The 5,539-nt window shown below is 46.7% G+C and carries 5 protein-coding genes and 1 pseudogene; 4 read left to right on the forward strand and 2 right to left on the reverse strand.

Annotated features, from left to right (window positions below):
- Both AC1DUA_RS29065 and AC1DUA_RS29070 read left to right on the forward strand, forming a co-directional pair.
- Positions 1–156: pseudogene (locus tag AC1DUA_RS29065) on the forward strand (DNA alkylation repair protein); the annotation flags it as partial.
- A gap of 98 nt (positions 157–254) precedes the next feature.
- On the forward strand, positions 255–1,457 hold the full coding sequence (locus AC1DUA_RS29070; protein ID WP_477503068.1) for a multidrug effflux MFS transporter: 1,203 nt from the start codon (positions 255–257) through the stop codon (positions 1,455–1,457).
- A 61-nt stretch (positions 1,458–1,518) separates the two neighbouring features.
- Here the strand turns inward: AC1DUA_RS29070 and AC1DUA_RS29075 are convergent, their stop codons facing one another.
- Positions 1,519–1,866 carry a VOC family protein gene (locus AC1DUA_RS29075; RefSeq protein WP_477503069.1) on the reverse strand — a complete coding sequence of 116 codons (348 nt, stop codon included), beginning with the start codon at positions 1,864–1,866 and terminating at the stop codon, positions 1,519–1,521.
- Positions 1,867–2,168: 302 nt separating this feature from the next.
- Between AC1DUA_RS29075 and AC1DUA_RS29080 the strand changes: the two genes are divergently transcribed.
- Positions 2,169–3,425, forward strand: coding sequence for a S1C family serine protease (locus AC1DUA_RS29080; protein WP_477503070.1), 1,257 nt, complete (start codon positions 2,169–2,171; stop codon positions 3,423–3,425).
- Between the two features lie 47 nt (positions 3,426–3,472).
- Here the strand turns inward: AC1DUA_RS29080 and spoVB are convergent, their stop codons facing one another.
- A complete protein-coding gene (spoVB, locus tag AC1DUA_RS29085; protein WP_477503071.1) occupies positions 3,473–4,720 on the reverse strand; it encodes a stage V sporulation protein B in 1,248 nt (415 codons plus the stop codon).
- A 203-nt stretch (positions 4,721–4,923) separates the two neighbouring features.
- Between spoVB and AC1DUA_RS29090 the strand changes: the two genes are divergently transcribed.
- Positions 4,924–5,539, forward strand: a 616-nt coding sequence (locus tag AC1DUA_RS29090) for a cupin domain-containing protein (RefSeq protein WP_477503072.1), incomplete at its 3' end; no start/stop codon positions are given.

Consider the following 5,539-nt stretch of genomic DNA (forward strand, 5'->3'; position numbering starts at 1 on the left):
CTTCATGACAAGGCAGTTGAAATTGCTAAGGCCGTTGGTCCGGTAGAAGTCCAACGTGATAAAAAGAAAAGCAGCTTCCTCATAGCTTCCGAACGAATCCAAAAGGAAGCGGAAAAAGGAAGACTCGGTTTCAAACGTAAATATGTAAGGTGCTAAACTTTTGTTGTCGATATTTGCAAATTTGTGTTAGGATGGACATCAGATTCTCTATAAGTGAGTCGATATGGAATGAAGAATAGGAGATCATCTTTATTATGACCAGCAAGAACAATCAGCATGTGTTTAGATTAGCACTGCTGCTCGGTTTATTTTCAACACTCGGGCCTTTTACTATTGATATGTACTTACCCGCGTTCCCGGAGATTGTGAAGCAATTCGGGACAACGGCTTCACTTGTCCAGCTTAGTCTGACTGCTTGTTTACTCGGTCTGGGCATCGGCCAACTCGTTATGGGTTCACTGAGTGACGTCTATGGTAGACGCAACCCGTTGCTTATCTCTATGGTCGTATATGTTATCGCTTCGTTAGCTTGTGCGTTCTCACCCAACATTGGAGTGTTGATCGCATTCAGGTTCGTGCAGGGTTTTGCAGCTTCGGCGGGTATTGTCATTTCCCGGGCAATTGCCCGCGATCTGTACAGTGGTCACGAGCTTACGAAGTTTTTCTCCTTGCTGCTACTTGTCGGTAATTTGGGGCCGCTCGTGGCACCGGTTACGGGTAGCGGGATTCTATCTTTCACGACTTGGGTTGGTGTATTCATCGCATTGGCGTTGCTAGGATTGTACCTGTTGATGATGACAAAATGGAAACTTCAAGAGAGCTTGCCATCCGATCGTCGCAGACCTAGCAATTTCATGGAACAGTTGAGGAACTACGGATCGCTTCTGCGAGATCGCCAGTTTGTCGGCTATATGCTGGCACAGGGTATTATGATTGCGGGTGTGTTCGCTTATGTGTCGGGAACACCTTTTATCTATCAAAATATTTACGGTGCTTCACCTACCGTATTCGCCCTTTTGTTCGGATCGAACGGCATTAGCTTAATCATCGGCTCCCAAGTGGTGGGGCGGATGTCGCACCGCGTATCCGAACACGCCTTTCTGCTATTCGGACTATGGCTTGCCATTATAGCAAGCGTAACAGTCTTAGTGGTGGCCATCGTTCATGGACCACTGTTCGCATTAGTAATTCCGCTGTTTTTCTTCGTAGCGGCAATCGGCATTACGTCAACAGCTGCATTCCCTCTTGCCATGGAGACCCAAGGACATATGGCGGGAAGTGCTGCTGCACTGCTTGGTGTCATTCCCTTTTTGCTCGGAGCTGTTGTCTCACCGCTGGTCGGTATCGCGGGTGAACATACTGCTGTACCGCTAGGCGTCATTATTTTAATGACGAGCGCCGCAGCGATGTTCGCTTACTTCATTCTGGTAAGAAGAAGCTCGCGTGGAGTAGCTTAAATTGTATGAAGCCAAAAAGCCTCTAGAAGCACTTAACAAGTGCGTTCTAGAGGCTTTTTGATTATTTCTCCCAGAGCTCGATCAGTCGACCTTCGGGGTCTTTAATCCAAACAAACTTTCCATAGTCGCCGACCTCTTTATTTTTTGCAAGAGGTACACCAATTTGTTCAAGATGTTTAATCGTGTCGTCCAGATCATGGACTTCGAAATTTAACATCACTTGTTGTTCTGTTGGGAAATAACTATCATCCTCGGTAAAGAAAGAAAAGATAGTCTCATTCCCGGGATCGGATTTTATCATAGTCCCATTCCAATCTCCTATTTCAATCTTCAACACGTCACTGTACCATTTTTTTGTAGCCTCAAGATTTTTAGTTCTCCAAAATATGCCTCCGAAACCTTTGATCATCGTATCTAACTCCTCTCTGTCATCAAATCTGCAACTATCCGATTAGCTTAGATATTCGAGATTTACATGTAAGTTCCTTTATTAACTAGGATGGAAACAGAGGTTCATAGTCTTCTCCCGAATTCATCATGATATGCCAGTTGAGAAGCGGGGCATAGTCCGAGCATTGTCTAGCGTTCAGCATACTTTCAGTTAACTTTCATATGCCTATCAGCCCAGCTTAAGTAACATTTCAGGTTAGGGCCCTATACTTCAACTATAAGCAGTAAACAAATAAATGGCACTCGAAAGGTGGTAATCGCATGAATGAAGATCTGAAAGATAAGAAAGAAATGATCAACGTAAACGATATAAAGGTTAAATACAAAGCGAGAAACACCAAATTTAAATCTATGTTTGCAGCTTTTATGGCTGGCGCGGTCGTTATTGGTGGTTTAATGTTCACCTCGGATAAGCTGAATTTATTCGGGTATGATGCTGGGTCCGTTCAATCAAACGTCGCTGCAGCTGCTAACTCGGCGGCAGCTAATGTCCAGACGGCGTCATTATCACCTACAGGGGCGAATAGCGTATCATCCATTGTAAAAGTCGCGAGTCCAGCCATTGTCAAAATTGAGACGAAAGTAAAACAGACGAATACTGGACAAAATAGAAGAAATGCATTTCAACAAGGCACCCAAAGCGGGGATACTATTGAAAATGGGATTGGATCGGGCTTTATTTTCGACTCCAATGGTTATATTTTAACGAATCAACATGTGATTGATGGCGCGGACGAAATTAGCGTCTACGTACAAGGTTATGATACACCTTTTACGGCCAAACTTCTTGGAAGCAGTTATGATCTAGACTTGGCTGTTCTTCAAATTCAAGGAGATCAAGCTTTTCCTGCTTTGAAAATTGGTGACTCCGACAACACGCAAGTAGGGGATTGGCTAGTTGCAATCGGGAACCCGTATGACTTCGATTATTCCGTAACTACTGGCGTTTTAAGCGCCAAAGAGCGTACGATCAGCATCGATGATACCGAGGGTACACGAAACTACAAGCATTTACTTCAAACGGATACTGCGATCAATCCAGGGAACTCCGGCGGCCCGCTTTTGAATTTGAATGGTGAAGTTATCGGTATCAATACAGCTGTTAACTCTGAAGCGCAAGGGATTGGTTTTGCCATTCCCGCAAGCACATTCAGTTCTGTTGTAGATAAGCTGAAAAATAACGAAACGATTCCCAAAGAGCCAGCACCCTACATCGGTGTAGCGCTGCAAAATATTACGGAGGATATGCTATCGGATTTAAAAATCAACAGCACAAAAGGTGCCGTAGTTGCTGAAGTGGAGCATGGGACACCAGCTTTTGAGGCGGGTATTCGTCAATACGACGTTATTTTAAGTGTAAACGGTACAGCCTCTTCAAGCACGGAGGACATTACAAAAGCTGTGCAAGCCGCGTCTGTGGGTGATGAGCTGAAAGTAACGATCTCACGTGATGGCCAAACGAAGGATGTTACGGTTAAAGTTGGCGATAAAAACACAGCAGCTAGCTATCAAAGTTAATTGTTTGAAAAAGAGACCCCCAGCCGTTGCTGAGGGTCTCTTTTCGTTTACCAGGGAATCGAAAATCGGTGACGCGAGCTTTTCCAATTCAATGTACCTGTGCATACGACATAATTCCACAGCGTAGCTTGCGCGCGACCGAGCCCGAGCAGAATCGCATGAAGCGGGGCATCGAAATAATGCAGGAAAAACATTGGCGCCAGTATTTTGAGAAGCAATCCTGCTTCTGGTGCATTATAGACGAGTGTCGTTAATGGAGTTGCCCACTCGTACAAGATAACAGTTGCTGGGGCGCCAATTAGAAGCCCCAAGTTCAGAGCTTGATTCATTCGTTCATGAATGAGCAGACTGTTCTTGTTCGCGGCGGCCTCGCCGATCGCAGGAATGAGTGCGGTGGACAGGGACTGCGTGATAAAGCTTGGCATGAACAGCAGCGGAAACGCATAACCGGCAAGCATGCCGAATTGTTTTGTGGCAAGCGCCGTGCCGACGCCGGCGAGTGCCAGGCTTGTTGTGATAAGAAGCGGCTGGAAGGTGCTGTATAACGAATGAATAATGCCGTGACCAGTGGTCGGAAGACCAATCTGCAGCAGCTCGCCAAGCGTGCTTCTACCTTGTTTCAGGTGGCTGACCCAAGTCTCACCCGGCATCTTCGATTCGCCGAATAGCTTGTAGCTTGTCACCAGGAAGAGAAGGCTGATCGCTTCGCTAATGACTGAAGCAGCCATTGCTCCAGCAGCCGCATAAGCGACGCCATATGGCAGCAATAGATGTACCAGCGCAAGAACGCAGGCGATTTGAACCGTATGCTCAAGCACATCGGAAGCGGCGATAGTCTTCATCTGCTGGACGCCGCGGAAATACCCTTTTAAAACGGCGGAGACAGCAACAATCGGCGCGATCGGCGTTATGGCGAGCATCGCGAAATAAGCGCGTTGGTCGCTTAGCAGAATGGATGCGAGCCACTCAGAACCAAGCAGCGTTATGGTTGTGAGCGCTATGCTCAAGAACCCCGTGACAGCGAGTGATACATGAAGAATGCGCCTTACCTTCATCCGTTCACCACGTGCGTGGGCCTCTGCGACTAACTTTGAAATGGCTACCGGCAATCCAAGCTCCGTAATCGTAATGACGAGCGGGACTAGTGGATGTGCCATCATCAAGATGCCAATTCCCTCGGCGCCCAGAACGCGAGCGATATACATACCACTGATAAAACCGAGGATACGGTTGATGAAAGCAGCGACAGACAAAACCAGCGTACCTCTCATGAACGATTGCCCATGTTGTGACATGACTTGTGTCCTCCTGTTTATCGAATATTTAAATGTATTCAAAAATTGGAAAAGCATGCGAACAAGCCGGTTTTGATGTTATTTTTGGGATGGATTTGCTATATGTAATGAAAGTTGACCCGGAATGAAGTGCATTAGTCATGGGGGTAGATACCGTGGAATACGCTTAGTAAAGATGATATTACAATCGGGAGGCTGAGCGTATGGCTGTATCCTATATGGATTTTACTTCTCCAAACGTACAATATTTCTACGATCTGAAGAATAATCGTACATTCACTAAGGATGCGAACAATTTCATAAATGCTCTAGGTATTCAGCAGTTGAATACGCTGGGCAACGTCTCACTGCTCGACATCTATTTATCCAAAGGAAATGTGGTCGAACCGCATGTTCATCAGAACGCATCTGAGCTGGTCTATTGCATTCGAGGCGCAGCGGTCGTGTCAATTCTGAATCCGTTCACCAAAATGGTGCTTAACTTCAATATTACGCCCGGCCAGGTCGCTAATATTCCACAGGGGTGGTTTCACTGGGAAATGGCTACCGAAGACGATACGCATCTGCTCGCAATCTTCGATGCGCCAGTACCGGAATTCATCGCGGTATCCGACTTCCTCAGGCTGGTGCCGAGAAATATGCTCGCTCATACGTACTGCTTAGATCAAGCGCAGATAACGCAGGCGCTAACGCCGATCAATAGCACAGTTACGATCGGACCACCGGTCGATTGCTCTCATCACCATCAGGCGCGGCCTGAGAGTTACCCGCAGCAAGCGGGGCAACAACCGCATGTCTCCTATACGGGATATGTGTCGC

The sequence above is a fragment of the Paenibacillus sp. 01T422 genome, assembly GCF_056398785.1.